Origin of the sequence: Paraburkholderia gardini (assembly GCF_907164575.1) — a bacterium.
Lineage (GTDB): Bacteria > Pseudomonadota > Gammaproteobacteria > Burkholderiales > Burkholderiaceae > Paraburkholderia > Paraburkholderia gardini.
In genome coordinates this window covers 43,491-70,356 of sequence record NZ_CAJQYY010000010.1, presented here as the reverse complement: position 1 = coordinate 70,356, position 26,866 = coordinate 43,491, and the positions used below count along the sequence as shown (strand labels likewise).

Sequence of the window (26,866 nt, the reverse complement as noted above, 5' to 3'; positions counted from 1 at the left end):
GTCGCCAGCCTGGTACTTGACGGCCCGAAAAGAGGGCCTGCTGGCAGGAGGGGACAGGTTCTAAACTGGATTGGAGCAAAACGCTACGAGGCGCTGCGCAGCCACGCGCCGGAAAGAAAGCCGGGCAAAGCAGTGAAGCGCAGCCGTATTGTATAGGGTTTTGCTGCACTGCGCCACCATCCCATAAATGGCCGGTGAAGCGGGGTGCGTTTGGGGCCCTGGAAGGCTGGCTGGCTCGAAGTGGCGAAGCTGTCCGGCCGAACGGGTCAGTGAAGCCGCGGCCGGGATCTGACCTGAGCGGGCGGCGGTGAGAAGAAAACCACCGGCGACGGCGCTCGCATATTCATGTCCGCCCCGATGGGTTTTTAATGCCTTATTACTGCCAGCAGCTTTTCTGGCGTTGACGGTTTGCGTCAGGTCAGGCCGAAGCGCCGCTCTTCAGCGATTCGACCAGTTCGACATATTGCTGCTTCGCCGCGTCCTGCGGTGTGCCCTTGAGAGCGGTCCATGCGTCGTACTTGTATTTGCCGACGATGTCGGTGAAGCCGGGTTTGTCGCCGTGGACGTCGCCTTCGGTGGCCTGCTTGAACAGCGCGTACAGACGCAGCAGCGTCAGATTGCCCGGACGCTCCGGCAGTTGCTTCACATCTTCCTGGGCTTGCGCGAACAGCGCGCTAACGTTGCTCATGTCGCTCATCCTTGTTCTCCATGCGTGTCGAGGTCGGCCGGTGATCATAACAAGCTCAGCCGCGCATCCGGCTGGAGCGATTCCTCCAGACAGCGCGGCCCGGCCCGGGCGGCGATGGCGTCGCCGCTGGCAACGCCCAGAGATGTCCGGTGCGGTTCGCCTCCGGCAACGCGAGGCGTCGCATTACAATAGCGGTCATGACCCGAATCGTCCTGCTTGCCCTTGATACGTCGACCGAATTCTGCTCGGTCGCGCTTTTGTCCGCCGGTCCCGAGGTGGACACCGGTGCTTTGCCCGTCGATCCGGCCGCCGTTTCCTTGCGCGTCTGGGTGCGACATGAAGCGACGGGTCCCGTCTCCAGCACGCGCCTGTTGCCGGCGATTCGCGAACTCTTCGGCGAAGCCGGTCTCGCGCTCGCCGACTGCGACGCCATCGCATTCGGCGCGGGCCCCGGTTCGTTCACGGGTCTGCGTACCGCGACGGGCGTCGCCCAGGGGCTCGCGTTCGGCCTCGATATTCCGGTCGTGCCGGTCGGCACGTTGCTCGCGTGCGCTGAAAGCGCGCGGCTGCGCGATCCGTCGGCGAACCGCGTGCTGGCCGCGCTCGACGCGCGCATGGACGAAGTCTACTGGGCGGATTACGCATGGGACGACGTGCAGCATGAGTGGCGCACGGTCCATCCGGCGTCGCTCGATGCGCCCGGCAACATGACGGTTCCCGGCGCGCCGTTTACGCTGGCAGGCAACGCGGCCGCGGCGTTCGGCGAGCGGCTCGTGGCGGCATCGCGCGCGCGCACGATCGATCGTGAAGCCGTGCCGCACGCGATGCCGGTCGCGATGGTCGCGCTGCGCGCGTTCCGCGCGGGCCGTACGGTGCCGGCGGATCAGGCCGCGCCCGAGTACATCCGCGACAAGGTTGCGCAGACCACTGCCGAGCGCATGGCCGCAAAGGCCGCGCAAGAGGCCGGAACCGCACCGGCCGCGCGGACCGTTCTGCGTGAGGGCCACCAATGAGCGGCGTGCTGCTCGCCGACCGCTACGTATCGCCGATGACAGAAGGCGATCTGGACGAGGTCGCCGCGATCGAGAAACTCGCGTATGAGTTTCCGTGGAGCCGCGGCAATTTCGCGGACTCGCTGCGCAACGGCTATTTCGGGATCTGCCTGCGTCACGTCACGGGCGCGCTGATCGGCTATTGCGTGCTGATGCCGGTGGTCGACGAAATGCATCTGCTGAATCTGTGCGTCGCACCTGCTTCGCAAGGCGCGGGTGCGGGTCTCACGCTGCTGCGAGAAGCGGTGCGCATCACGCGCGCCGGGAAACTCGATGGCCTGCTGCTGGAAGTCCGGCCTTCAAATCACCGCGCGATCCGTCTATATGAACAATTCGGATTTTCGTCGATTGGACGGCGCAAGAACTATTATCCGGCGCGACATCGCAGCCGGGAGGACGCCATCGTGATGCGTTTTTCGTTTGCAGGAGAGGGCGCAGATGACGTTCTCTGAATCCGCGCTGGAAGAACTCGGCCTCGCGCCGATGTGGGTGCGCCGCGGCATGCGGCCGTCCGTCGAAACGACCGCATCGGTCGAGGCAGTCAGTACAGCCAGCACAACCGAAGCCTCCGGTTCGGCCGGAACGACGCTTTCGCTACAGGACACGTCGCCGCGCGAAGCGGGCATGAGCACCCGCATTCAGCAACCGCCAGCAGGCGCGGACGAATCGGCATGGCTCGACGATGTATCCGCCGAACCCCCGGTCCTCACCCGGACAAACCGCATCGTCGTCGATGCGCAGGCAGACACCAGCACCAGCGTCGCCACGCTCGACTGGGATACGCTCAGTGCGCGCGTCGCTGCCTGCGAGCGTTGCCGTCTGTGTGAGAAGCGGACGAACACGGTCTTTGGCGTCGGCGATCGCAATGCCGACTGGATGCTGATCGGCGAAGCGCCCGGTGAAAACGAGGACCGTCTCGGTGAACCGTTTGTCGGCCAGGCGGGCAAGCTGCTCGACAACATGCTGCGTTCGCTGACGCTCGCGCGCGACACGAACGTGTACATCGCGAACGTGATCAAGTGCCGGCCGCCCGGCAACCGCAATCCCGAGCCCGACGAAGTCGCGCGCTGCGAGCCGTATCTTCAGCGCCAGGTATCGCTCGTGAAGCCGAAGGTCATCGTCGCGCTCGGCCGCTTTGCCGCGCAGAGCCTCTTGAAGACCCAGGCCAGCATCTCGTCGCTGCGCGGTCGCGTGCACGAATACGAAGGCGTGCCCGTCATCGTCACGTATCACCCCGCGTATCTGTTGCGCAGTCTGCCGGACAAGGCGAAAGCCTGGGCCGACCTGTGTCTCGCTCGCGATACGTGGCAGAAGACGGCCGGCGCGCCGCCCCGCTGATGAACGCCGCGCCCGGGCCGGTGGCGGATGCCGCAGCGCCGGGCGCGCGGTTCGACCTGTTGCGCGATGCTGTCGTACGTGATCTCGCGTGGCTGCTGTTCAGCCCGGATCTGTTGCGCGCGCAACCACCCGCTGGCATGCTCGCGCGCCTCTTTGAAACGCCGGCCGAAGAAGCGGCAACCGTCGCCTGGCTGCACGCGCTCGATGCCGATCCAGATAGTCTGCACCGGTATATCGCCGCGTCGCGGATCACGCGGTTAGGCCGTTACGCCGAGTGTCTGCTCAGCTGGTTTCTTCAACATGGGCCGGCCGCGCGGCTCGTCGCCGCGAACGTCGCGTTACGGCGTGCAGGTGTGACGCTCGGCGAGTGCGATTTTCTGGTGGAGACGGCCAGTGGCCGGCGTCTGCATTGGGAACTGGCCGTGAAGTGCTACCTGCATGCCGGCGACGGTCGCGCGCAACTCGCGGACTACATCGGCCCGAATCTGCAGGACCGCTTCGATCTGAAACTGTCGCATCTTCTTGATCATCAATTGCCGCTCAGCGCGCGCGAAGAATTCGCGACGCTCGGGCATCGCGGCCCATGGGAGCCGGCGATGCTGATCAAGGGCTGGCTGTTCTACGGCGCGACCGGGAACGAAACGGGGGCGGGGCAGGAAGCGCCGCAGATCGATCCGGCCCACGCGCGCGGCTGGTGGGCGACCCGCGCGGACTGGCCGGCATTGGCGGCGACTCAGGCTGCTGCGGTGTGGAAGGTGCTGCCGCGTCTCGCATGGCTGGCACCCCGGCGTTACGAGGTGGGCGATGCAAGTGAGCCATCGCCGGAAACGATATTCGTGGATGCCGCCCCGCTACTCAATCAGATCGAACGGCAGACCGGTCCGACGATGGTGGCTTCGTTCGTACGCGATGAAGCTGGCCGGTGGATCGAACAGTCGCGCGGCTTCGTCGTGCCTGATGAGTGGCCGCGGCGCGGCCAGGCGTTCGCGCGTCAGTGACCGTGTTCGCCGGCGGCGCCACCGGCGTCCCGGAACTGGCGATGATCGACATCGCGTCTGACCGGCCCGGTCACGTGGGTACGATCAACAGCCGCCCTTACCACCAGCGATAAAAATGATGCACCGGCCCGACGCCACTACCGACGTCCAGCCGGTCGCTCTGTTCGAGCGCGCCGGTCAGGTACAGTTTCGCGTCCGCGACCGCGCTTGCCAGATCGCTTCGTTGTGGAATCAACGCCGCGATCGCCGACGACAGCGTGCAGCCCGTTCCGTGGGTATTTTTCACCGGCACGCGTGGGCCGCCGAGACGCAGCGTGCCGCTCTCCTGAATCAGCCAGTCGGGGCTGTCCGCAGAGGCGAGGTGGCCGCCTTTCATCAGCACCGCGCGCGCGCCGAGCGCGCGCAGCGCTTCGCCCTGACGGATCATCGCGGCTTCGTCGGTGGCGGCGGCTTCGCCCAGCAGCGCGGCTGCTTCCGGCAGGTTCGGCGTGAGCAGGGTGGCGAGCGGCAACAGTTCGTCGCGCACCGCCGCGACGGCGTCCGGGGCCAGCAACGCGTGATTGCTCTTCGAGATCATCACGGTGTCGAGCACGATGTGCTCCGGACGATAACGGCGCAACGCTTCGGCGACCGCATGCGCGATGCCGGCGTTGGCGAGCATGCCGATCTTGACCGCGTCGATCCGGATGTCGTCGAACACGGCGTCGAGTTGCGCCGTGATGAACGCCGGGTCCGGCGTATGGATCGCCGTCACGCCGCGCGTGTTCTGCGCGGTCAGCGCGGTGATGACGCTTGCGCCATATGCGCCGAGCGCGGAAAACGCCTTGAGGTCGGCCTGGATGCCCGCGCCGCCGCCCGAATCGGAGCCGGCGATCGTCAGGACGTGAGGAATTGCTTGAGTCATGGGAAGCGTGCGGAAAAGAAGAAGGACGCGTGTGGCCGGGGCAGGCGCGCGGCTGGCGTGCCGCGTGCCGTCAGTGCCTGACTTCGCCGATCAGCGCAACCGAGTCGAACGCGCGCTGGTTCGCCTGATGACGCCGCATCACGAACCACATCATCACGCAGACGAAGCTGCCGAACAGCACGATCACCGCCGACACCGGCACGTCGAGCCATACCAGCACAGCGTACAGGCACAGCATCACGAGCACCGACAGGTTCTCGTTGAAGTTCTGCACGGCGATCGAGTGGCCGGCCGAAAGCAGCACGTGTCCGCGATGCTGCAGGAGCGCGTTCATCGGCACGACGAAAAACCCCGAGAGCGCGCCCACGACCATCAGGAAGAGATACGCAATCAGCAGATAGCCCGGCACGTGCATCCGGCCGAAATAGATGCCCCAGTGCGCCGGGAACATCGACTTCGTATAGAACGCCATCAGCATCACGGCGATACCCATCATGATGCCGACCGGCAGCACCGAAAGCGATTTCTTGAGCGGCACCTTCCCGGCCGCGATCATCGCGCCCGCCGCCACGCCGACGGCCACGACGGCCTGCAGGATCGCACCTTCCGACAGCGACATGCCTAGCGACACCTCCGCCCACTTCAGCACGATGAACTGCAGCGTCGCGCCTGCGCCCCAGAAGAGCGTCGTGACCGCGAGCGAAATCTGGCCGAGCTTGTCGCGCCACAGCACCAGAAAGCAGTCGGCGAAATCGGTGACGAGCTTGATCGGGCCGCGCTCCTGTTTCGGATAGCGGGCGCCGGTGTCGGGAATGCGCAGATTGAAGAGCGCTGCGATCACGTAGAACACCATGATCACGAGCATCGCGGCTTCGGCGGGTGTATTTATCGTGGGAATGTGGTGCCTGAGGATCGGCGCGGCAATGTGCGGACTGATCAGCGCACCGCCCAGCACCGTGCCGAGGATGATCGACCCGACGGTCGTGCCTTCGATCCAGCCGTTCGCGGCGACGAGCCGGTCGGGCGGCAGCAGTTCGGTGAGGATGCCATACTTGGCCGGCGAGTAGGCTGCGGCGCCGAAGCCCACGATGCCGTAGGCAATCAGTGGGTGCGCGCCGGTCAGCATCGTGAAGCAGCCGAGCACCTTGATGGTGTTCGTGACGAACATCACGCGACCTTTGGGGCGCGAATCGGCGAAAGCGCCGACGAAGGCAGCAAGAACGACGTACGACAGCACAAAGAACAGCTTGAGCAGCGGCGTCATCCAGTTTGGGGCGTGAAGGTCTTTCAGCAGCGCAATAGCAGCAATCAGGAGCGCATTGTCAGCCAGCGACGAAAAAAACTGCGCGGCCATGATGGTGTAAAAACCTTTTTTCATCTGATGCGATGCTGTCCTCGCTGCGGTCCGTCCGCCCCGGCCGTGTGCAAAGTGTCCGGGCTTATGCCGTTCGAAATGGGTTGTGCGCACGGCTTTATATCATGAAAATAGGCGCATTCAGACTAGCAGAATCCTCGATCGCACCGTCCGGCGGCCTCCGGCGCGCTGAAAACGCCGTGTAAGCTCCTGATTCGCAAGCGTCTTTACGAAAATATCCCATGCCGCGTCCGCTCTCAGCCACCATTCATACCTCCGCTCTCGCCAACAATCTTGCCGTTGCCCGCCGTTATGCGCCGAAGTCCCGCATCTGGGCCGTCGTCAAGGCCAACGCATATGGACACGGGCTCGCGCGCGTGTTTCCGGGCCTGCGCGCCACCGATGGTTTCGGCCTGCTCGACCTCGAAGAGGCCGTGAAGTTGCGTGAACTGGGTTGGGCCGGTCCGATTCTCCTGCTCGAAGGCTTCTTCCGCCCAACGGATATTGACGTTATCGATCGCTACAGCCTGACCACGGCGGTGCATTCCGATGAACAGATGCGGATGCTGGAAATGGCGCGGCTGTCGAAGCCGGTCAATATCCAGCTCAAGATGAACAGCGGCATGAACCGGCTCGGGTACACGCCGGAACGCTACCGGGCTGCGTGGGAACGGGCGCGTGCCTGTCAGGGTGTCGGCCAGATCACGCTGATGACCCATTTTTCGGATGCGGACGGCGAGCGTGGCATCACGTATCAGATGGAAGCGTTCGAGCGCGGCGCGCAAGGCATTGCCGGCGCGCGCAGCCTCGCGAACTCCGCGGCCACCCTGTGGCATCCGGAAGCGCACTTCGACTGGGTGCGACCCGGCATCATCCTGTACGGCGCGTCGCCGTCGGGCGTTACCGCCGCGATCGAGGGCACGGGGCTGCAGCCCGCCATGACGCTTGCCTCCGAGCTGATCGCCACGCAGATGGTCTCGGAAGGCCAGACAATCGGCTATGGTTCGACGTTCGCCGCGCGTGGGCCGATGCGTGTCGGCGTGGTTGCCTGCGGTTACGCGGACGGCTATTCACGCACGGCGCCCGAAGGCACGCCGGTGATCGTCGACGGTGTGCTGACACGGCTTGTCGGACGTGTGTCGATGGACATGATTACCGTCGACCTCACGCCATGCCCGACAGCGAGTGTCGGCTCGCGCGTCGAACTGTGGGGGGCGGCACTCCCGATCGACGATGTCGCGCGGGCTTGCGGCACGATCGGTTATGAACTGATGTGCGCCGTCGCGCCGCGCGTGCCGGTGCGCGCCGAATGACTTTTCCGATATGGACAGGCAGAAAACGCAGTAACAGGAAGGCGCGTGGCTAAACAGAAAACGTTGTACACCTGCACCGAGTGCGGCGGGCAGGCGCCTAAATGGCAGGGGCAGTGTCCGGCGTGCGGCGCGTGGAACACGCTGGTGGAAACCATCGCGGAATCGGCTTCGGCAAACCGCTTCCAGTCGATTGCGAAAAATGCGCCGGTTCAGCGTCTCGCCGATATCGAAGCCTCCGATGTGCCGCGGTTTTCGACCGGCGTCAGCGAATTCGATCGCGTGCTGGGCGGCGGCCTCGTCGCGGGTGGCGTGGTGCTGATCGGTGGCGATCCGGGCATCGGCAAATCGACGCTGCTGTTGCAGTCGCTCGGCGAAATCGCCAGCGAACGACGCGCGCTCTATGTGAGCGGCGAAGAATCCGCGGCGCAGATCGCACTGCGCGCGCAGCGGCTTTCGCTGCTCGATCCGCAATCGAAGGCGGGCGAACTCAAGCTTCTCGCCGAAATCCAGCTGGAGAAAATCCAGGCGACGATCGAGGCCGAGCGGCCCGACGTGGCCGTCATCGATTCGATCCAGACGATCTATTCCGATGCACTGACTTCGGCGCCGGGCTCCGTCGCGCAGGTCCGCGAGTGCGCGGCGCAACTGACGCGTGTCGCCAAGCAGTCGGGCACGGCGATCATCATGGTCGGGCACGTGACGAAGGAAGGCAATCTGGCCGGCCCGCGCGTGCTCGAACACATCGTCGATACCGTGCTGTATTTCGAGGGCGACACGCATTCGTCGTTTCGCCTCGTGCGTGCGTTCAAGAACCGCTTCGGCGCGGTCAACGAGCTTGGCGTGTTCGCGATGACCGAGCGCGGCTTGCGCGGCGTGTCGAACCCTTCCGCGCTGTTTCTCTCGCAGCATGAGCAGACGGTGCCGGGTTCGTGTGTGCTCGTCACGCAGGAAGGCTCGCGGCCGTTGCTGGTCGAAATCCAGGCGCTGGTGGATACCGCACATGTGCCGAATCCGCGCCGGCTGGCGGTCGGACTCGAGCAAAACCGTCTGGCGCTGCTGCTGGCCGTGCTGCACAAGCACGCGGGCATCGCGTGTTTTGACCAGGACGTGTTTCTGAACGCGGTGGGCGGCGTGAAGATCACCGAGCCGGCGGCCGATCTCGCGGTGCTGCTCGCGATCCAGTCGTCGCTGCGCAACAAGCCGTTGCCAAAGGGCCTGTTCGTATTCGGCGAAGTCGGTCTGGCAGGCGAAATCCGGCCGTCGCCGCGCGGCCAGGACCGGCTGAAGGAAGCCGCCAAACTGGGGTTTTCGATCGCCGTGATTCCGAAAGCGAATGCGCCGAAACAGCCCATCGACGGCTTGCGCGTGATCGCCGTCGAACGGATCGAGCAGGCGATCGACCAGGTTCGTGAGCTTGACTGAATCATTTTTTGTCAAGGACGTGCCTTGTGATCAGGCACTTTTGCCGGGTAATCAGCGGTAAAGGTCTCTACACCGTCTGTAACCCGAAGGACACAGGTTTTCCTTATCCTGCCCCGGTTAGCAGTCCGTCATGGGCGGAAAAGGAACGCGTCTTGAAACAGTCTCATGAATCGTCGGCCGAGCCTCTCGTGAACCTGCGCGGCTGCCGCGTGTCGGAGCCGATCCGGCAACCCTGGGGTGGCCGCGGCTGCCGTATTGTCGAATGGGTCGATACGACCGGGCAGATTTCGCGGCGCGTCGTGGCGGAAGACGTTACCGTCGACGAAGTGCGCGCCACCATCGAGCATCACGTGGAAGGCCGCAAACACGTTCTGATCGACGACGAGCGTGAGCCACGGCAGACCTTGCCGCGTCGATAGGGCGCCAGCGTGCCAGCGTTAGCCGCGTGGTTTCCCGGTCTGGGCATCAAAGATCGTCGGCGCTGTCCTGCTGCATCGCAAAAGCCGGATTGAAAAGCGGATGGCGCGCCGCTTCCGCGGGCGTCAGCACGGGCGAAATGCAGCAGTCGAGCGGCTCCAGCAGGGCAATCCAGTCTTCCAGCGTCTGGCCGGCGATGATCGCGGCCAGTTCCTGCGTCAACGCGAGCGCATCCGGACCGCCGATCGCCTGGCCGAGGCTCCAGTGCCGCTCCGCCCACTCCCGGCGGTCGAGCGCCACACACAACGTTTCCCAGAATTTCAGTTCGAGCGCGCCAATGGCGAGCCAGCGGCCGTCGTGCGTGCGGTACAGGTTATAGCAGGGCACGCCGCCGTTCAGCAGTCCGCCGCCCGCGCGCGACCCTTCGCCTTCGTCGGCGAGCGCGACCTGCGCGATGATGTTATTGGCGTGCGACGCATGGGTCATCGATATGTCGATAAACCGGCCGTTGCCGCCGCGCGCGACGTGCCAGAGCGCCGCGAGCATTTGCGTGACGGCGGACAGCGCGCCGCCCAGCAGGTCGGCGATCTGGAAGTTCGGCACGATCGGCGTGCCGTCGCGGGCGGCAAGCTGGTCGAGTACACCCGCATACGCGATGTAATTCAGATCGTGTCCCGCGAAGGTCGAGAACGGGCCGTCGGAGCCGTAGCCTGTGATCGCACAGTAAACGAGCTTCGGATTTTCCACGCGCAACAGGTCGTAGCCGACGCCGAGCCGGTCCATGACGCCGGGCCGGAAGCTCTCGACGAGCACGTCCGCTTCATGCGCGAGCGCGCGCAGCACGTTGCGACCGGCTTCCGATTTCAGATCGAGACGCGTCTCGCGCTTGCCGCGATTGATGATGCGATAGAACGCACCGGGCCGGCCCGCGAGCCGGTCGGCGGTGCTTTGCATCATCGTGCGCGTGTAGTCGCCCGCGCCGGGCGCTTCGATCTTGAGAACGTCGGCGCCCAGTTCGGCAAGCCGCAACGTCGCCACGGGGCCGGGTAACAGGCGCGTCAGATCGAGTACGCGCAAGCCTTTCAATGCGGGGGGAGACGACAAGACCAACCTCTCATCGATGCCGGCGCGGTCCCGGTTCGAGCGCCGCTAGCCGATCTGTTCAAGTTCCTCGTGCTTTTCGAGCCATTCGGCTTCGAGTGTTTCGAGGCGTGTAGAGACTTCCGCCTGCCGACGGATGGCATCCGTCAGTTGCGCTTTGCGCTCAGGCTCATAGCTGGACGGATCGGCGACGAACGCGTCGAGCGTCGCTTTCTCCGTATTCAGCATATCCATTTCCTTTTCGATCTTCGTAATGCGCGACTGCAGCGGCTTTTTCAGATGCGAAAGCTTCTGCCGCGTTTCCGCTTCGAGCCGCCGCTGTTCCTTCCGGTTAACGGCCGCATCCGCGCCGGATTCAGTGCCGCCCGTGCCGTTACTGGCTTTGGCGGCGGCGCGCTGGTCGGCGGCGTGCTGCAGGAGCCAGTCGCGATAATCGTCCAGATCGCCGTCGAACGGCTGCAGGCGGTGTTTCGCAACGAGCATGAACTGGTCGGTCGTCGCGCGTAACAGGTGCCGGTCGTGCGAGACGAGGATCAGCGTGCCCTCGAACTGCGCGAGCGCCATGGTGAGCGCGTGACGGGTTTCGAGATCCAGGTGGTTGGTCGGTTCGTCGAGCAGCAGCAGATTGGGCTTTCGCCAGATGATCAGCGCGAGCGCGAGCCGCGCCTTCTCGCCGCCCGAAAACGGCGTGATGGCGGCGGTGGCCATGTCGCCGGAAAAATTGAAGCCGCCAAGAAAATCGCGCAGTTCCTGTTCGCGTGTATCGGGCGCGAGCCGGGCCAGATGTTGCAGCGGCGAATCGTCGGGTCGCAGCGTTTCCAGCTGGTGCTGCGCGAAGTAGCCGATGCGCAGTCCCTTGCCTTCGCGCACATGGCCGCCGAGCGCTTCAAGCGTGCCGGCGAGCGTCTTGATCAGCGTCGACTTGCCCTGGCCGTTCGCGCCCAGCAGGCCGATGCGCTGCCCGTTCTGGATCGACAGCGTCACGTGCTGGACGATCGGAATCTCGACGTGCTCTTCGGTGCGGTAACCGCAACGGACGTCTTCCATCACCATCATCGGATTCGGCGCCGAATCGGGCGTGCGAAACTCGAACGTGAACGGCGACGACGCATGCGCGGGCGCGATCAGTTCCATGCGTTCGAGCGCCTTGACCCGGCTTTGCGCCTGACGTGCCTTCGTGGCCTGCGCCTTGAAGCGGTTGATGTAGCTCTGCAGATGCTCGACCGTTTTCTGCTGCTTCTCGTACGCGCTTTGCTGCAGCGCGAGCTGCTGTGCCCGCAGGACTTCGAACTGCGAGTAATTGCCGCCGTAGCGTTTGATCTGCTGTTGCTCCAGATGCAGCGTGACGTTGCACACGGAATCCAGAAACTCGCGATCGTGCGAAATCACGATCAGTGTGCCAGGGTAACGGTGCAGCCAGTCTTCGAGCCAGACGATCGCGTCGAGGTCCAGGTGATTCGTGGGTTCGTCGAGGAGCAGCAGGTCGGAGCGGCACATCAATGCCTGCGCGAGGTTCAGCCGCATGCGCCAGCCGCCTGAGAAGCTGCCGACCTGCTCGCGCGTCTGTTCGAGCGTGAAGCCGAGGCCCAGCAGCAGTGCCTCCGCACGGGCGGGCGCGGTGTAACCGTCGGCGTCGGCGAACGCCGCGTGTGCTTCGCCCTCGGCGGCGCCGTCATGGGCGGCCGAAGCGGCCGCAATGCGCGCTTCGATGGCCCGCAGCGCCGCGTCGCCGTCGAGCGTCCAGGCGAGGGCGGTTTTGTCCGCGGCGGGCGTTTCCTGGGCGACGTGGGCGATCTGCCACGAGGGCGGCATCGCAAAGTCGCCGCCGTCCGCATGCAGTTCGCCGCGCAGCACGGCAAAGAGCGTGGATTTGCCCGCGCCGTTCGCACCCACGAGCCCGGCTTTCTCGCCGGGGTTGAGGGTGAACGAGGTCTGTTCGAAAAGCGGCTTGGTGCCGCGCGCGAGGGTGAACTGGTTGAAGCGAATCACAGGATGGCCGGCGGGGAAAAACCGCTATTCTAGACTGCGCGGGAAAATGGAGGCATCGGCCGTCTGGCCAGATGTCGCGTCAGGCCATTTAGCTTAGACTGAGCGCTTTCCGGGGAAAGTACATGACTTCGATCTACACGTTTTCCGCGCGCACGCTGGGTGGCGACACAATCGGGCTGGATCGCTATCAGGGCAAGGTGCTGCTGATCGTCAATACGGCCAGCCAGTGCGGGTTCACGCCGCAATACGCGGGGCTGCAGAAACTGCAGGACGACTACGCGTCGCGCGGGTTCGAGGTGCTTGGTTTTCCGTGCAACCAGTTCGGCAAACAGGAGCCGGGAGATGCCGCGCAGATCGGCAGCTTCTGCGAAACGAATTACGGCGTGTCGTTCCAGATGTTCGACAAGATCGACGTGAACGGCGCGGATGCGCATCCGCTCTACAAATATCTGACCGGCGAAGCGCCTGGCCTCCTGGGGCTCGAAGCCATCAAGTGGAATTTCACCAAATTCCTGATCGGGCGCGATGGTACGGTGCTGAAACGCTATGCGCCGCTGACGAAGCCCGAATCGATCACCGACGATATCGAGAAGGTGCTTTAGTTTCGCCGGCGGTTTTGCTGTCGTCTGAGGTGTCCGGCGTCGAGGGGCAAAGCGTTGAACCTTGACCATGCACGCGCCGGCCGGAAATCGCGCAAAGCTACAAAACCGGCGAGAACAGTCTCGCCACGTGCATCGCAACCCGTCGCCAGGCTGGGGCCTTCCAGAATTCGTCCCGGTTGATCTCGAATGCGTCCTGGAAATCGCGCATCAGCATCGCTTCGACTTCGGCGGCGAAGCCACGGTCGACGGTCAGCACCATGATCTCGAAGTTCAACCTGAACGAGCGGTTATCCAGGTTTGCGCTACCCACTGCCGCCGCGACGCTGTCGATCAGCACGACTTTCTGGTGCAGAAAACCCGGACGGTAGCGAAAGATGCGCACGCCGGCACGCACGGCGTCGTAGGCGTACAGCTTCGACGCTTCGAAGACCACGATATGGTCGCGCCGGCACGGAATCAGGATCCGCACATCCACGCCGCGCATGGCCGCGAGCCGCAACGCGGCGAACACGGCTTCGTCTGGAATCAGATAGGGCGTCGTGATCCAGATGCGCTCGTGCGCGGCGTTGATCGCTTCCACGAAAAAGAGCGAACAGGTTTCCTGTCGGTCGGCAGGCCCGCTTGGGATGACGATGCAATGCATGCCTTCACCGGCGGGAGTGACGGTATCGGCGGCGGGCACGTCGAATTCGGGAACCTGCTGCGTCGCCCAGTACCAGTCTTCGACAAACACGAACTGGATGCACGCGACTGCGGGGCCGCGCACTTCGATATGTGTGTCGCGCCAGGGTGACAGCGGTGGATGGCTGCCGAGATACTCCACGCCCACATTGTGGCCGCCGACAAACGCGCACTCGCCATCGACCACGACGATCTTCCGGTGATTGCGGAAATTGACCTGGAAGCGGTTGACGAATTTCCGGTTCGTGGCGAAAGGATGCACCTCGATGCCACCGGCTCGCAGTGCCGAGGTATACCGGTGCGGCAGATCGAAACTGCCGATGCTGTCGTAGAGAAAGTAGATGCGTACGCCTTGCGCCGCTTTCGCGAGCAGGGCGTCCTTCAGCATTTCACCCAGCGCGTCCGCGCGCACGATGAAGAACTGGACGATCACATATTTTTGCGCCGCCTCGATGGCGTCGAAAATCGCGGCGAACGTCGCTTCGCCGTTGACGAGCGTGCGCACCTGGTTGCCGGGCAGGAATGGCATGCCGCCAAGCCGGGTCAACGAACGGATGACGCGCTGGCCGAGTTCGTCGGTTGGGCGCCCACCGGACGAATCCAGCGCGTCCCATTCCTGCGGGTGCGCGAGCGTGCGAAGCGATTCGTTTTCCAGCCGGCGCGCGTCCGCGTAGCCGCGAAACTTGCTGCGCCCGAGAAACAGGTACGGCACAAGCGTGAAATACGGCATGGCCACGAGCGACACGGCCCAGGCGATCGCGCCTTGCGAGGTACGGGTATAGAGGATGGCGTGGCAGGCAGCGATCACGCCCAGCAGGTGAGCGAGCGCGATCAGACTGCCGACATGAAGCAGGTCGAATTGCATAAGTGTCCGGAATATTCCCGGGGCGCTCCGGGTGGGGCGCCGAGGGCAATTCCGCCATCTTACCGAACCCGGTTGGCGGCCGGTCGGGTTCGTTGCATTCGCATTGATTCAGGCCGGCCGCGCGCGACAAGTGGCGCGCGATCTTGCCACGATCTGCTGAAAAGCGTCAGGACGGAAGGTCGGAAGCCTGGATCAGGAACACGTTGTCGTCGCCGGCGCTTGTCGACAGCCAGACGAGGTCGAGACCGCCAAATGCCGCTTCGACGTTCGCCCGCTCGTTGCCGATTTCGACGACGAGCACGCCTTCGTCGGTGAGCCAGTTACGCGCTTCGGCGATGATGCGACGCACGATGTCCATGCCGTCGGTGCCGCCCGCAAGCGCCATTTCAGGTTCATGTTTGTACTCGGCCGGCAGCGATGTCATCGATTCCGCGTTCACATACGGCGGATTCGTGATGATCACGTCGTAACGGCGCTCGGGCAGCGGTGCGAACAGATCGCCTTCGAAAAGTGCGATACGGTCGTCAAGCTCATATTCCTGCACGTTCTTCGTCGCGACTTCGAGGGCCGGGGCCGACAGGTCGACCGCGTCGATGTCCGCGTTCGGGAACGCGTAAGCGGCCAGAATCGCGAGGCTCGCCGATCCGGTGCACAGTTCGAGGACCGCGCCGACCTGCTCGGGGTCCTCGACGTACGGTTGCAGGCCATCCTGCAGCAGTTCGCCGATAAACGAGCGCGGCACGATGACCCGTTCGTCGACGTGAAAGCGGAAGCCGTGCATCCACGCTTCCTGCGTGATGTACGCGGCGGGCACGCGCTCGACGGCGCGCCGCTCGATCACGCGCAGGATCGTTTCGATCTCCGGTGAGGTCAGCTTCGCGTCGAGGAACGGGTCGAGCAGATCGAGCGGCAGATGCAGCGAGTGCAGGATCAGATACGCGGCTTCGTCGTAGGCGTTTGCCGAGCCGTGTCCAAACGACAGCCCGGCCTGATTGAAGCGGCTGACGGCGAAACGCAGCAGGTCGCGCACGGTGGAGAACGGAAGGGTCATGGTGGTCTCGGGTCAGGCGATCAGTTGTTCGAGCACGCGGCGATACACGTTCTTGAGCGGTTCGACGAAGGCGACTTCGATGTGTTCGTCGATCTTGTGGATGCTGCCGTTCGGCGGCCCGAATTCGACGACCTGGTCGCAGATGCGCGCGATGAACCGGCCGTCGGACGTTCCGCCGGTGGTCGAGAGTTCGGCGGTGACGCCGGTTTCGTCCTTGATGGCACGGCCGAGCGCGTTCGACAGGTCGCCGCGCGGCGTGAGAAAGGGCAGGCCGCTGACGCTCCACTTCAGGTCGTATTCGAGCCCGTGCCGGTCGAGAATGGCGTGCACGCGGCGCTGCAATCCCTCCACTGTGCTCGCCGTCGAGAAACGGAAGTTGAACTGCACGTCGGCGTGGCCCGGAATCACGTTGCTCGCGCCCGTGCCGCCATGGATGTTCGACACCTGCCATGTGGTGGGCGGAAAGTATTCGTTGCCATCGTCCCAGCGTTCAGCGACCAGTTCGGCGAGCGCGGGCGCGAGCAGATGAACCGGATTCTTCGCGAGATGCGGATACGCGATGTGGCCCTGCACGCCCTTCACGACGAGCTTGCCGGACATCGAGCCGCGCCGGCCGTTCTTGACCATGTCGCCTAGCGTTTCGCTCGACGTCGGCTCGCCGACGATGCAGTAATCGAGCCGTTCGCCACGTGCCTGCAGGGCTTCGACGACCTTGATCGTGCCGTCGGTGGCCGGGCCTTCCTCGTCGCTCGTGATGAGGAAGGCGATCGATCCGCGATGTTCAGGATGCGCGGCGACGAATTCCTCGCTCGCCACCACGAAGCCGGCGATCGACGTCTTCATGTCGGCGGCGCCGCGGCCGTACAGCTTGCCGTCGCGATGCGTCGGCTCGAACGGCAGCGACGTCCATTGTTCCAGCGGACCGGTCGGCACCACATCGGTATGGCCGGCGAACGCGAGCAGCTTGCCCGCGGTGCCGTCGACACCGCGTTTCACGGCCCACAGGTTCGTGACGCCGTGCGATTCGATCGTCTCGCATTCAAAGCCGATTGCCGAAAGACGCTCGATGAGCAGGTTCTGGCAATGCTGGTCGTCGGGCGTGACGGATGCGCGCGCGATCAGTTGTTCAGTAAGGGCAAGCGTGCCGGACATGTTGGAACCAACCACCTGGGATGAAAAAATGCCGGCGCGCACGCCGGCAACAACCTGTTTCCATGCGATGGCGTCAAAGAGGCCATCGCGCGAACGTTCAGGCAAAGAGCGTTTCGTACTGCTCCGCGGAAAAGCCGAGCGTCTTGACCCGGCCGTTCACGACCACCACGGGCCGCTTGATCACCGACGGCTTGTGGATCATCAGCGCGATCGCACCCGCTTCGGTATCGGCGGCGGCCTTCATGCTGTCGGACAGCGCGCGCCACGTCGTGCCGCGCCGGTTCAGCAACGCATCGAGCGACACGTCCTTGAGCCAGTCCTGCACGAGCGGCGCGGTGACGCCCGCTTTCTTGAAGTCGTGGAATTCGAACTCGACGCCGTGCTCCTCGAGCCACACGCGGGCCTTCTTCACGGTGTCGCAGTTCGGGATGCCGTAGACGACAGTTTTGTTGGCGCGAGCCATCAATCGCCTCGCAGCAGCTCGTTGAGGCCGACCTTGGCGCGCGTCTTGGCATCGACCTTCTTGACGATGACCGCGCAGTACAGGCTGTGCGAACCGTCCTTCGAAGGCAGGTTGCCCGCGACGACCACCGAGCCCGCCGGAATGCGCCCATACGTGACTTCACCGGTTTCGCGGTCGTAAATCTTCGTGCTCTGGCCGAGGTACACGCCCATCGAGATCACCGAGTTTTCCTCGACGATCACGCCTTCGACGACTTCCGAGCGCGCGCCGATGAAGCAGTTGTCCTCGATGACGACCGGGTTGGCCTGCAGCGGCTCCAGCACGCCGCCGATGCCGACGCCACCCGAAAGGTGCACGTTCTTGCCGATCTGCGCGCACGAGCCGACGGTCGCCCACGTGTCGACCATCGTGCCTTCATCGACGTACGCGCCGATGTTCACGTACGACGGCATCAGCACGACGTTCTTCGCGATGAACGAGCCACGGCGCGCGATGGCGGGCGGCACGACGCGAAAGCCGCCGGCAGCGAAATCTTCAGCGGTGTAGTTCGCGAACTTCGACGGCACCTTGTCGTAGAACTGCGAGTAGCCGCCGGCCGGTTGCGGCACGTTGTCCTCGAGGCGGAACGACAGCAGCACGGCTTTTTTCAGCCACTGGTTGACGGTCCAGTCGCCATCCTTCTTTTCGGCGACGCGCAGCGCGCCTTTGTCGAGCTGCTCGATGGCATGCGTGACGGCATCACGCACTTCGGCGGGCGCGGCCTTCGGCGACAGCTCGGCGCGGTTTTCCCAGGCGTTATCGATGATCTGCTGAAGTTGTTGCGACATGTTCGTGATTTCTGAAGAGTGGAAAGCGGGTGAAGAGGCCGGCGGCCGGCTGAAAGCGGTTCGCGGCGCGTCAGCGCGCCAGCGAACGGCAAAAATCGACGATCCGCTGCGCGCCTTCGGTGCATTCGTCGACACCGGCGACGAGCGCGAGGCGCACGAAATCGCGACCGGGATTCGTGCCTTGCGCGGTGCGGGCGAGGAACGATCCGGGCAGAACCGTCACATTATAGTCGGCGTACAGGCGCCGGGCGAAGTCAGTATCCGAAAGGCCAGTGCGCGAAACGTCCACCCACAGGTAGAACGCGGCATCCGGCAGACGCACGTCGAGCATGCCGGCGAGCATCGGCGTCACGGTGGAGAACTTCTGCACGTACTTCGCGCGGTTCTCGCGCACGTGCGTCTCGTCGTTCCAGGCGGCGATGCTGGCACTCTGGTAGACGGTCGAGAGCGCGGCGCCGTGATACGTGCGGTACAGCAGGAACTGCTTCAGGATCGCCGCGTCGCCCGCGACGAAGCCCGAGCGCATGCCCGGCACATTCGAGCGCTTGGACAGGCTCGAGAGCATGACAAGCCGCTCGAAGCCGCGGCCGAGCCGGTGCGCGGCTTCGAGGCCGCCGAGCGGCGGCTTTGCTTCGTCGAAATAGATCTCGGAATAGCATTCGTCGGACGCGATCACGAAGCCGTAGCGGTCCGACAGCGCGAACAGTTCTCGCCAGTCGTCGAGCGTGAGCACGGCGCCCGTCGGATTGCCCGGCGAGCACACGTACAGGAGCTGCGTGCGTGCCCAGATGTCTGCGGGAATGGCCGCGTAGTCGCAGGCGAAGTTACGCGCTGGATCGCTGTTCGCGAAGTATGGCTGGGCGCCGGCCAGGAGCGCCGCGCCCTCGTAAATCTGGTAGAACGGGTTTGGGCAGAGTACGATCGCGGGCTCGCCACCGATCTTTTTCGATGGATCGATCACCGTCTGCGCGAGCGCGAAAAGCGCCTCGCGTGAGCCTGCGACGGGCAACACCTGCGTCAGCGGGTCGACGGCCGGCAGGTCGTAACGCCGCGCGATCCAGCGGGCGATCGATTCGCGCAGCGCCGGCGCACCGAGCGTCGCCGGGTACGAAGCGAGACCGCCGAGCGATTCGACGACGGCGTCGCGGATCAGCGCGGGCGTGGGGTGTTTCGGCTCACCGATGCCAAAGCTGATGTGCGCGAGACCGGCGGGCGGCGTGACGTCCTGGAAAAGCGCGCGCAGCTTTTCGAACGGATAGGGCTGGAGAGAGTCGAGTAGCGGGTTCACTGGGCGGATCGAGCCTGGTCGAAGACGGACAAACACAGATGAAGGCGGCGCGCGGCGACATCCTGAAGACGGGATCGGACGACCGGCGGCGAGCACTGGATTATAGCGTGCCGAGGAGCCTCCGGGCCCGGCGCGCACGGCGATCGGCAGGGGGCGCATCCTCGCGGATACGCCAGACAGGAGGCGGGATGCAGGCAGTAACAGACGAAGGGCGGAGCCCGTGGCGGCAAGGCGCGCGGCAGCAGGCGCCCCAGCGGGGACCGCGCGATGAATAGCGGGCTCCGGAACAGCTGGTCGACCGGCTGGCCGACGCTCGCAATCATGCTGGGCGCGTCGGTCTGGGGTCTGATCTGGTATCCGCTGCGCATGCTCGCCGCGCTGGGCGTGTCCGGCACGGCGGCGAGCGCATTGACGAGCGGTGCCGGGTGCCTCTTCGTGCTGCTCCTGCGTCGTCGCGCGATCGCGACGGTCCGGTGGCACTGGCTGCTGCCGGCGCTGGCACTGGCCGCCGGCGTGACGAACCTCGGCTTCGTATGGGGGTCCATTCACGGCGAAGTAATGCGCGTGCTGCTGCTGTTCTATCTCACGCCCGCATGGACCGCGCTCTTCGCGCACTTCATCCTGCACGAACGGCTGACGTGGTCGGGCGCGGCGCTCGCCGCGCTGTCGCTGGCGGGCGCGATGATGATGCTGTGGTCTCCGCAACCCGGCATTCCGATGCCGGGCAACCTGGCCGAATGGGCGGGGCTGGCGGGCGGCATGGGCTTCGCGATGAGCAACGTGCTGATTCTGAAGGCAAGCCGCGTGCTGCCCGACATGAAGCCCGAAATGCGCACGGCGACGATCTTCGGCGGGGCGGCGATCTTCAGTTCATTCGCGTCGTTTTTCGAGGCGATGCCGGCGCCGCCGGCGGCCTCCCATCTCGCAACCGCTGCGTTGCTCGTATTGGGCCTTGGGTTCGTGCTGGGCTCCAACAACATGCTGGTGCAATACGGGCTCGCGCGCGTGCCGGCCAATCGCGCGTCGATCATCATGCTGTTCGAGATCGTGATCACGGCACTGTCCGCGTGGCTCTTCGCCGGCGAGACGCCCGGTCCGCGCGAATGGGCGGGCGGCGCGTGCATCGTGCTGGCGTCAGCGTTGTCGAGCTGGGTACATCGCACGAAAGCAAAACCGCCTGCTGGCACGCACTCCGACCCGGACCGTAAGGATCGGGAACGCGCGATGGTATGATTGCCCCTGCCTGTCGGGACGCGCTTGACTGCGTGTCGCCGGCCCGAGTACCGCGGTGGTTCCGCGTGCCGTCCGGCAAGGTTCGCCGACGGTGCCCGGGAACAGTGCGGTCCGATCCAATTTTCCCTTTTCAATCAGCGATATCGCCGTGCGTCTGACCTCGATCAAACTCGCTGGCTTCAAATCTTTCGTCGACCCCACGCATTTCCAGGTTCCAGGCCAGCTCGTCGGCGTGGTGGGTCCGAACGGTTGCGGCAAATCCAATATCATCGATGCCGTGCGCTGGGTGCTCGGCGAATCGCGCGCTTCCGAGCTGCGCGGTGAATCGATGCAGGACGTCATCTTCAATGGCTCGACGGCGCGCAAGCCGGGTAGCCGCGCCAGCGTCGAACTGATCTTCGACAATGCCGACGGCCGTGCGGCCGGCCAGTGGGGCCAGTATGCCGAGATCGCCGTCAAGCGCGTGCTGACGCGCGACGGCACGTCGAGCTACTACATCAACAACCTGCCGGCGCGCCGGCGCGACATCCAGGACATCTTCCTCGGTACCGGTCTCGGTCCGCGCGCGTACGCGATCATCGGGCAGGGCATGATCGCGCGGATCATCGAGGCGAAGCCGGAAGAGCTGCGCGTGTTCCTTGAAGAAGCCGCGGGCGTGTCGAAGTACAAGGAGCGTCGCCGCGAGACGGAAAGCCGTCTGCACGACACGCGCGAGAATCTGACGCGCGTCGAGGACATCGTGCGCGAACTCGGCGCGAACCTCGAAAAACTCGAGGCGCAGGCGGTGGTGGCCACGAAGTTCAAGGAACTGCAGGCCGACGGCGAAGAGAAACAGCGACTTCTCTGGCTCTTGCGCAAGAACGAGGCTGGCGGCGAGCAGGAACGCCAGCAGCGCGCCATCGAGCAGGCCCAGATCGATCTGGAAGCGCACACCGCGAAGCTGCGCGAAGTCGAGGCGCAACTGGAGACGCTGCGGGTTGCGCACTACTCGGCGAGCGACGCGATGCAGGGCGCCCAGGGCGCGCTCTACGAAGCGAATGCCGAGGTGAGCCGCCTCGAAGCGGAAATCCGCTTCATCGTCGAGTCGCGCAACCGCGTGCAGGCGCAGATCGCCGCGCTGACCGCGCAGCGTGAGCAGTGGCAGTCGCAAGCGCAGAAGGCGCAGGACGATCTCGAGGACGCGGAAGAACAGCTGGCCGTCGCGGAAGAAAAAGCCGCCGTGGCCGAAGACGAAGCGGCTGCAAAGCACGATGCGATGCCGGCGCTCGAAGCCCGCTGGCGCGATGCGCAGACGCAGCTGAACGAAGAGCGCGGCGGCATCGCGCAGACCGAACAGGCGCTCAAGCTCGAAGCCGCGCATCAACGTAACGCCGACCAGCAACTGCAGCAGTTGCAGCAGCGTCACGAGCGACTGAAGCAGGAATCGGGCGGCCTTGATGCGCCGGACGAAGCGCAGCTCGAAGAGCAGCGCATGCAGCTCGCCGAGCACGAGGAAATCCTCGCCGAAGCCCAGGCGCGTCACGCCGATGCGCAGGAAACGCTGCCGCGTCTGGATGGCGAACGTCGTGCCGCGCAGGAACGTGTGCAGGCGGAGAGCGCGCAGATTCACCAGCTCGAAGCGCGGCTTGCCGCGCTCAAGCAGCTTCAGGAAAACGTGCAGACCGAAGGCAAGATCCAGCCGTGGCTCGACAGGCACGAACTGGGCGCGCTGCCGCGTCTGTGGAAGAAGCTGCACGTCGAGGCGGGCTGGGAAACGGCGCTCGAATCGGTGCTGCGTGAGCGGCTTGCGGCGCTCGAAATCTCGAATCTCGACTGGGTCAAGGCATTCGCGACGGACGCGCCGCCCGCGAAGCTCGCGTTCTACGCACCGCCGGCTGCCGGACAGCCGGGCGACACGCCGTCGACGCTGCGCCCGCTGCTCTCGCTCGTGCGTATCGACGACGCCGGTTTGCGCGCGGTGCTCACCGACTGGCTCGGTCAGGCGTTCGTCGCCGACGATCTCGCGCAGGCGCTCGCGATGCGCTCGCAACTGCCGGCTGGCGGTGCGTTTGTCGTGAAAGCCGGTCACGTCGTGACGCGGGTCGGCGTGCAGCTGTACGCGGCCGATTCCGAACAGGCCGGCATGCTGGCCCGTCAGCAGGAAATCGAGAACCTGACGCGCCAGGTGCGCGCCCAGGCGCTCCTCGCCGACGAAGCGAAGGCTGCCGCGATCCGCGCGGAAGCCGCGCACACACAGGCATCGCAGGCACTATCGGACGTGCGCTCGCAGGCTGAGCGCGCGACGCAGCGCGTGCATGCACTGCAGATGGACGTGCTCAAGCTCACACAGGCGCACGAGCGCTACACGCAGCGCAGCACGCAGATCCGCGAGGAACTGGAAGAGATCACCGCGCAGATCGAGGAACAGCGCGCGTTGCGTGGCGAATCGGAAGCGAATTTCGAACGTCACGACACGCAGCTCGCCGAACTCCAGGCACGGTTCGAAGACAACCAGCTCGCGTTCGAAGCACTCGATGAAGCGCTGACCGCGGCACGCGCACAGTCGCGCGATCTCGACCGTGCCGCCACCGACGCGCGCTTTGCCGCGCGCAACATGGCGAACCGGATCGACGAACTGAAGCGCAGCATCCAGGTGGCGCACGAGCAGAGCGAGCGCGTCGCCGCTTCGCTGGAAGATGCACGTGCCGAACTCGAAACGATCAACGAGCAGACCGCGCACACCGGCCTGCACGACGCGCTGGAGTTGCGTGCGGCGAAAGAAGAGTTGCTCCACGCCGCCCGTCTCGAACTCGACGACCTGACCGCTAAGCTGCGTTCCGCCGACGAAACCCGTCTCACCGCCGAACGTGCGCTGCAACCGCTGCGCGACCGCATTACCGAACTGCAGTTGAAGGAACAGGCGGCGCGCCTGAACGGCGAACAGTTCGTCGAACAGCTGGCCGCCGCGGGCGTGGACGAAGCCGAGTTGCAGGCCAAACTCACGCCGGACATGAAGCCGTCGTATCTGCAGGGCGAAGTCACGCGCCTGAACAACGCCATCGCGGCGCTCGGACCGGTGAACATGGCGGCGCTCGACGAACTGAAGACTGCGAGCGAGCGCAAGACGTTCCTCGATGCGCAGTCGGCCGATCTGAACAACGCCATCGAAACGCTCGAAGACGCAATCCGCAAGATCGACCAGGAAACCCGCACGTTGCTGCAGGGCACGTTCGACGAGGTCAACCGGCATTTCGGCGAACTGTTCCCGCGTCTTTTCGGCGGCGGCCAGGCGAAGCTCATCATGACTGGCGACGAAATTCTCGACGCCGGTGTGCAGGTGATGGCGCAACCGCCGGGCAAGAAGAATTCGACCATTCATCTGCTCTCGGGCGGTGAAAAGGCACTGACGGCGACGGCGCTCGTGTTCGCGATGTTCCAGCTGAATCCGGCCCCGTTCTGTCTGCTGGACGAAGTGGATGCACCGCTCGACGATGCGAACACCGAACGTTTCGCGAACCTCGTGCGCGCGATGTCCGTCAAGACGCAGTTCCTCTTCATCTCGCACAACAAGATTGCGATGGAAATGGCGCAACAGCTGATCGGCGTGACCATGCAGGAGCAGGGCGTGTCGCGGATCGTCGCGGTCGACATGGAAACGGCCGCGGGCTTCGCGCAGAATATCGTTTGACCCGAAGAACGAATCGAGCAGACGGCGCGCGCCTGCACGCCACGCAGCGGCGTCTGGCCGCGCGAGGCAGACGCGGCCGGCTGCATCGCAGACAAAAGAATTGCTGATGGAGCATGCATGGACGAGTTGACACTCGGTTTGATCGGCGCCGGCGCCGTGGTGGTCGGGGGCGTGGTGGTCTACAACGCGTGGCAGGGCGCGAAGGTACGCCGTCGTATGCCGCGCCCCATGCCGCCTGAAACCGCCGAAACGTCCGTACGCGACGACGAAAAAGAGCAGAGCCCGTTCATCGAACCCGCGCGGCCGGCCACACGCCGTGAGCCCTCGCTTGGCGATCCGGCGGATGCCGCCTCGGCCTCGCGCGTCGAGCCGAGTTTCGGCGGAGCGGGCGTCGCGCCGCTCGATACGCCGGTCGACATCCAGGCCGAAACGACGACACCAAACGGTTATCCCGAACCGGACGAAACCGGTGCTTTTGCGCCTGCCGGCGCGGCTGGCCAGGAGCCGGTCGAGCCGATTCTGCCTGCGGCCACGACGATTTCCCCGGCGCCGCCGGCTATCGTGGATCGCCGTATCGATTGCATCGTGCCGATCCGGCCGGCCGGCCCCGTTGCGGGCGACAAGATTATTCCGCTGGCCCAGCGCCTGCGGCGCGCGGGCAGCAAGCCGGTTCACATCGAAGGCAAGCCGGAAGGTGGCGGCGCGTGGGAGTTGCTGCAAAACGGCGCCCGCTACGAAGAACTGCGCGCGGCGGCGCAACTCGCGAATCGCAGCGGCCCGCTCAACGAACTGGAGTTTTCCGAGTTCGTGACGGGCGTACAGCAGTTCGCGGACGCGATCGACGCCTCTCCCGAATTTCCCGACATGCTGGAAACGGTCGCGATGGCACGCGAACTCGACGGCTTCGCTGCACAATGCGACGCCCAGCTGTCGATCAACGTGATGTCCGACGGCGCGCCGTGGTCCGCGAACTACGTGCAGGCCGTGGCTTCGCAGGACGGTCTGCTGCTCTCTCGCGACGGCACACGCTTCGTCAAGCTTGATGCCAGGCAGAGCCCGGTGTTCATGCTCCAGTTCGGCGACACGAATTTCCTGCGCGACGACCTCACGTACAAGGGCGGCCAGCTGATCACGCTGGTACTCGACGTGCCGGTCGCCGACGAGGATATCCTGCCGTTCCGCCTGATGTGCGATTACGCGAAGTCACTGTCCGAGCGCATTGGCGCGCGGGTCGTCGACGATCAACGCCGGCCGTTGCCGGAAAGCGCGCTGCTCGCCATCGAAAAGCAGTTGATGACGCTGTATGCTCGCCTCGAACAGGCCGGCATCCCGGCGGGCTCGCCGGCCACGCGCCGTCTTTTCAGTCAGTAAGCCTGTCGCTGTCGTCCGGCTCGCGTTTCATCGCCCTGCCGTGCAACACCCTCGACGTGTTGCACGGCAGCGGCCCGACGATCCATCCGTTTCAGTTCACCTCCTTTGGCCATTTTGCGCCGTCGATCCACATCTTGATCGCTGCAACGACGGATGCGTCCTGGCCGTTGAAGCCGTGATGCGCCATCGCCTTGCAGGGGTTGCCGCTCGCGTCGCCGCCGCTCACGGTGATGAGGTCGTGGCCGCGGGCAATGCGTTTTGCCGCGTCGAACGAGCAGAGAAAGCACGCGTCGTCGACGTGATGCACGAATAGCTGACGTGCGTGGATCGCGTTGTAGTCGAAACCGGCAAGCGGCAGCGCCTGGCCGCGCGAAGGGCTGCTGAGCGTCGACGTATGGACGACCGCTTGCCAGGTGTTGCTGAGAACCCGCCCGGCGAACGCCGTCGAAATCGTGCCCCGGCTCGTGCCGACGAGAACGAGGTTCGCATCCGGAAAGCGATGCTTCAGGTCAGCGGCGATCCGCGCGATATCCTGCGTGTGACGCGACGACGCCCGGAAACTGTCGGTATAACCGTCGGGTAGATCGGAGGGCGAGTCTACGATTGCCGTAGCGAAGCGATCATCGACGATCAGACCACGTGCGCGAACCAGAAAATTGTTCTTCTCCCGCATCGTGATCTCGCCGTCTGCTTTCTGTTTGAGATCCAGCCTGCCATCGCCGCCAGGCATCATGACGAGTACCCACGCGGGTTTGCTGCCATCTTTCTGGGTGAGCAGACAGGCGATCGACTGACCGCCCGAAAGGGGGACGCTCACGACCTGCTCGCGCGCGAGCACCGGCAAGACGTGCAGCGCCACGAACATCGCGCATAGCGTTCGCAACAGCCTGGCCATGTACGGCACGTGGCTGGTGCGCAAGTGAAAAGATGACATGACTTCTCCTGCAATCGATGCGCCAGGTGTGCGGCGCAAGAACGTGATAGGGCTGCAGCCGCCAGGTTCGCATCCGGTCGCGCCTGTGTCAACGCGTTGCAATGCACGTTGACCAACTAGCCAGGAGGAAGCGGGGGGCGACTGCTGCATCTGCAC

At 64.8% G+C, this 26,866-nt stretch carries 23 protein-coding genes; 11 read left to right on the top strand and 12 right to left on the bottom strand.

All coding sequences use genetic code 11. The features are described from left to right. Window positions 1-418: 418 nt before the first annotated feature. On the bottom strand, window positions 419-688 hold the full coding sequence (locus LPA34_RS10290; RefSeq protein WP_228977869.1) for an acyl-CoA-binding protein: 270 nt from the start codon (window positions 686-688) through the stop codon (window positions 419-421). 197 nt (window positions 689-885) lie between these two features. On the opposite strand from LPA34_RS10290, the gene tsaB reads away from it, so the two are divergent. The 4 genes from tsaB to LPA34_RS10270 are packed head-to-tail and all read left to right on the top strand — an operon-like array spanning window position 886 to window position 4,076. Next, window positions 886-1,701 (top strand): tRNA (adenosine(37)-N6)-threonylcarbamoyltransferase complex dimerization subunit type 1 TsaB, encoded by an 816-nt coding sequence (tsaB, locus tag LPA34_RS10285; protein WP_228977640.1) that lies wholly within the window; start codon window positions 886-888, stop codon window positions 1,699-1,701. After that, window positions 1,698-2,192 carry a ribosomal protein S18-alanine N-acetyltransferase gene (rimI, locus tag LPA34_RS10280; protein ID WP_228977639.1) on the top strand — a complete coding sequence of 165 codons (495 nt, stop codon included), beginning with the start codon at window positions 1,698-1,700 and terminating at the stop codon, window positions 2,190-2,192. Before tsaB ends, rimI begins: the two co-directional genes overlap by 4 nt. Further along, window positions 2,179-3,078, top strand: a complete 900-nt coding sequence (locus tag LPA34_RS10275) for a uracil-DNA glycosylase (RefSeq protein ID WP_228977637.1) — start codon at window positions 2,179-2,181, stop codon at window positions 3,076-3,078. Before rimI ends, LPA34_RS10275 begins: the two co-directional genes overlap by 14 nt. Continuing rightward, window positions 3,078-4,076 (top strand): DUF1853 family protein, encoded by a 999-nt coding sequence (locus LPA34_RS10270; RefSeq protein ID WP_228977867.1) that lies wholly within the window; start codon window positions 3,078-3,080, stop codon window positions 4,074-4,076. Before LPA34_RS10275 ends, LPA34_RS10270 begins: the two co-directional genes overlap by 1 nt. Before the next feature lie 97 nt (window positions 4,077-4,173). Here LPA34_RS10270 and thiD read toward each other — a convergent pair whose 3' ends face one another. After that, the gene (gene thiD, locus LPA34_RS10265) at window positions 4,174-4,980 is read right to left on the bottom strand and encodes a bifunctional hydroxymethylpyrimidine kinase/phosphomethylpyrimidine kinase (protein WP_228977635.1); all 807 of its coding nucleotides are present in this window, start codon (window positions 4,978-4,980) and stop codon (window positions 4,174-4,176) included. Between the two features lie 70 nt (window positions 4,981-5,050). Next, the gene (lplT, locus tag LPA34_RS10260) at window positions 5,051-6,358 is read right to left on the bottom strand and encodes a lysophospholipid transporter LplT (RefSeq protein ID WP_228977633.1); all 1,308 of its coding nucleotides are present in this window, start codon (window positions 6,356-6,358) and stop codon (window positions 5,051-5,053) included. Between the two features lie 218 nt (window positions 6,359-6,576). On the opposite strand from lplT, the gene alr reads away from it, so the two are divergent. The 3 genes from alr (at window position 6,577) to LPA34_RS10245 (ending at window position 9,488) form a co-directional block, all read left to right on the top strand. After that, on the top strand, window positions 6,577-7,647 hold the full coding sequence (gene alr, locus LPA34_RS10255) for an alanine racemase (RefSeq protein ID WP_228977631.1): 1,071 nt from the start codon (window positions 6,577-6,579) through the stop codon (window positions 7,645-7,647). Window positions 7,648-7,692: 45 nt separating this feature from the next. Continuing rightward, window positions 7,693-9,069: a DNA repair protein RadA gene (radA, locus tag LPA34_RS10250; protein WP_228977629.1), complete on the top strand. Its 1,377-nt coding sequence runs from the start codon at window positions 7,693-7,695 to the stop codon at window positions 9,067-9,069. A gap of 152 nt (window positions 9,070-9,221) precedes the next feature. Continuing rightward, entirely contained in the window at window positions 9,222-9,488 is a 267-nt protein-coding gene (locus tag LPA34_RS10245) for a DUF2866 domain-containing protein (RefSeq protein ID WP_228977623.1), read from the top strand. Between the two features lie 46 nt (window positions 9,489-9,534). On the opposite strand, the gene LPA34_RS10240 is transcribed toward LPA34_RS10245, so the two are convergent. After that, entirely contained in the window at window positions 9,535-10,590 is a 1,056-nt protein-coding gene (locus tag LPA34_RS10240; RefSeq protein WP_228977621.1) for a CaiB/BaiF CoA transferase family protein, read from the bottom strand. Window positions 10,591-10,635: 45 nt separating this feature from the next. Then, complete coding sequence (locus tag LPA34_RS10235) at window positions 10,636-12,576, bottom strand: ATP-binding cassette domain-containing protein (protein WP_228977619.1); 1,941 nt, start codon at window positions 12,574-12,576, stop codon at window positions 10,636-10,638. Window positions 12,577-12,698: 122 nt separating this feature from the next. Between LPA34_RS10235 and LPA34_RS10230 the strand changes: the two genes are divergently transcribed. After that, window positions 12,699-13,178, top strand: coding sequence for a glutathione peroxidase (locus tag LPA34_RS10230; protein ID WP_228977618.1), 480 nt, complete (start codon window positions 12,699-12,701; stop codon window positions 13,176-13,178). 97 nt (window positions 13,179-13,275) lie between these two features. On the opposite strand, the gene cls is transcribed toward LPA34_RS10230, so the two are convergent. From cls to dapC, 6 genes are all read right to left on the bottom strand, one after another. After that, entirely contained in the window at window positions 13,276-14,724 is a 1,449-nt protein-coding gene (cls, locus tag LPA34_RS10225) for a cardiolipin synthase (protein WP_228977616.1), read from the bottom strand. A gap of 166 nt (window positions 14,725-14,890) precedes the next feature. Further along, a complete protein-coding gene (gene prmB, locus LPA34_RS10220) occupies window positions 14,891-15,775 on the bottom strand; it encodes a 50S ribosomal protein L3 N(5)-glutamine methyltransferase (RefSeq protein ID WP_228977615.1) in 885 nt (294 codons plus the stop codon). Window positions 15,776-15,787: 12 nt separating this feature from the next. Further along, the gene (dapE, locus tag LPA34_RS10215) at window positions 15,788-16,927 is read right to left on the bottom strand and encodes a succinyl-diaminopimelate desuccinylase (protein ID WP_228977865.1); all 1,140 of its coding nucleotides are present in this window, start codon (window positions 16,925-16,927) and stop codon (window positions 15,788-15,790) included. 97 nt (window positions 16,928-17,024) lie between these two features. Beyond that, window positions 17,025-17,390, bottom strand: coding sequence for an ArsC family reductase (locus tag LPA34_RS10210; RefSeq protein WP_228877371.1), 366 nt, complete (start codon window positions 17,388-17,390; stop codon window positions 17,025-17,027). Then, window positions 17,390-18,217, bottom strand: coding sequence for a 2,3,4,5-tetrahydropyridine-2,6-dicarboxylate N-succinyltransferase (gene dapD, locus LPA34_RS10205; protein WP_228977612.1), 828 nt, complete (start codon window positions 18,215-18,217; stop codon window positions 17,390-17,392). The genes LPA34_RS10210 and dapD overlap by 1 nt, the downstream gene beginning before the upstream one ends. A 70-nt stretch (window positions 18,218-18,287) precedes the next feature. Then, on the bottom strand, window positions 18,288-19,505 hold the full coding sequence (dapC, locus tag LPA34_RS10200) for a succinyldiaminopimelate transaminase (RefSeq protein ID WP_228977611.1): 1,218 nt from the start codon (window positions 19,503-19,505) through the stop codon (window positions 18,288-18,290). A gap of 267 nt (window positions 19,506-19,772) precedes the next feature. Here dapC and LPA34_RS10195 point away from each other — a divergent pair, with 267 nt between their 5' ends. From LPA34_RS10195 to LPA34_RS10185, 3 genes are all read left to right on the top strand, one after another. Then, complete coding sequence (locus LPA34_RS10195; protein WP_228977610.1) at window positions 19,773-20,738, top strand: DMT family transporter; 966 nt, start codon at window positions 19,773-19,775, stop codon at window positions 20,736-20,738. Between the two features lie 148 nt (window positions 20,739-20,886). Beyond that, the gene (smc, locus tag LPA34_RS10190) at window positions 20,887-24,405 is read left to right on the top strand and encodes a chromosome segregation protein SMC (RefSeq protein ID WP_228977605.1); all 3,519 of its coding nucleotides are present in this window, start codon (window positions 20,887-20,889) and stop codon (window positions 24,403-24,405) included. 117 nt (window positions 24,406-24,522) lie between these two features. Beyond that, window positions 24,523-25,776 (top strand): cell division protein ZipA C-terminal FtsZ-binding domain-containing protein, encoded by a 1,254-nt coding sequence (locus LPA34_RS10185; protein ID WP_228977603.1) that lies wholly within the window; start codon window positions 24,523-24,525, stop codon window positions 25,774-25,776. Between the two features lie 91 nt (window positions 25,777-25,867). On the opposite strand, the gene LPA34_RS10180 is transcribed toward LPA34_RS10185, so the two are convergent. Further along, entirely contained in the window at window positions 25,868-26,710 is an 843-nt protein-coding gene (locus LPA34_RS10180) for a hypothetical protein (protein ID WP_228977602.1), read from the bottom strand. Window positions 26,711-26,866 lie beyond the last annotated feature (156 nt).

Bases quoted from the DNA above. Each gene is read 5' to 3' on its own strand.
- prmB (WP_228977615.1), bottom strand. From the start codon at position 15,775: ATGACCCTTCCGTTCTCCACCGTGCGCGACCTGCTGCGTTTCGCCGTC.
- LPA34_RS10290 (WP_228977869.1), bottom strand. From the start codon at position 688: ATGAGCAACGTTAGCGCGCTGTTCGCGCAAGCCCAGGAAGATGTGAAG.
- LPA34_RS10210 (WP_228877371.1), bottom strand. From the start codon at position 17,390: ATGGCTCGCGCCAACAAAACTGTCGTCTACGGCATCCCGAACTGCGAC.
- rimI (WP_228977639.1), top strand. From the start codon at position 1,698: ATGAGCGGCGTGCTGCTCGCCGACCGCTACGTATCGCCGATGACAGAA.
- alr (WP_228977631.1), top strand. From the start codon at position 6,577: ATGCCGCGTCCGCTCTCAGCCACCATTCATACCTCCGCTCTCGCCAAC.
- LPA34_RS10270 (WP_228977867.1), top strand. From the start codon at position 3,078: ATGAACGCCGCGCCCGGGCCGGTGGCGGATGCCGCAGCGCCGGGCGCG.
- lplT (WP_228977633.1), bottom strand. From the start codon at position 6,358: ATGAAAAAAGGTTTTTACACCATCATGGCCGCGCAGTTTTTTTCGTCG.
- LPA34_RS10185 (WP_228977603.1), top strand. From the start codon at position 24,523: ATGGACGAGTTGACACTCGGTTTGATCGGCGCCGGCGCCGTGGTGGTC.
- tsaB (WP_228977640.1), top strand. From the start codon at position 886: ATGACCCGAATCGTCCTGCTTGCCCTTGATACGTCGACCGAATTCTGC.
- LPA34_RS10195 (WP_228977610.1), top strand. From the start codon at position 19,773: ATGAATAGCGGGCTCCGGAACAGCTGGTCGACCGGCTGGCCGACGCTC.
- thiD (WP_228977635.1), bottom strand. From the start codon at position 4,980: ATGACTCAAGCAATTCCTCACGTCCTGACGATCGCCGGCTCCGATTCG.
- dapE (WP_228977865.1), bottom strand. From the start codon at position 16,927: ATGTCCGGCACGCTTGCCCTTACTGAACAACTGATCGCGCGCGCATCC.
- cls (WP_228977616.1), bottom strand. From the start codon at position 14,724: ATGCAATTCGACCTGCTTCATGTCGGCAGTCTGATCGCGCTCGCTCAC.
- LPA34_RS10275 (WP_228977637.1), top strand. From the start codon at position 2,179: ATGACGTTCTCTGAATCCGCGCTGGAAGAACTCGGCCTCGCGCCGATG.
- dapD (WP_228977612.1), bottom strand. From the start codon at position 18,217: ATGTCGCAACAACTTCAGCAGATCATCGATAACGCCTGGGAAAACCGC.
- LPA34_RS10230 (WP_228977618.1), top strand. From the start codon at position 12,699: ATGACTTCGATCTACACGTTTTCCGCGCGCACGCTGGGTGGCGACACA.
- LPA34_RS10180 (WP_228977602.1), bottom strand. From the start codon at position 26,710: ATGTCATCTTTTCACTTGCGCACCAGCCACGTGCCGTACATGGCCAGG.